We start from the raw sequence: 333 nt of genomic DNA on the forward strand, positions 1-333 counted from the left end.
TGCCGCTTTCGCCTTGGCCGCTGCCGCCGCCTTTTGCTTCGCTATATCCGTTTCATCTTCCGCATCTGCACTTTCAGCTTTCGCCCTTTTTCGGGCCAGTGCTGCCGCTTTCGCCTTGGCCGCCGCTGCCGCCTTTTGCTTCGCTATATCCGTTTCATCTTCCGGCTTCTCCGCAGCTTCCTCTTTCGCCCGTTTTCGGGCCAGTGCTGCCGCTTTCGCCTTGGCCGCTGCCGCTGCCTTTTGCTTCGCTATATCCGTTTCATCTTCCGGCTTCTCCGCAGCTTCCTCTTTCGCCCGTTTTCGGGCCAGTGCTGCCGCTTTCGCCTTGGCCGC

The 333-nt window shown here is 60.4% G+C and carries 1 pseudogene; it reads right to left on the reverse strand.

From position 1 onward, the window contains the following. Nucleotides 1–333 (reverse strand): annotated as a pseudogene (locus ACIQZD_RS16210) (NADH-quinone oxidoreductase subunit C); the annotation flags it as partial.

Source organism: Peribacillus sp. NPDC096447, from assembly GCF_044762725.1.
Classification (GTDB): Bacteria; Bacillota; Bacilli; order Bacillales; family DSM-1321; genus Peribacillus.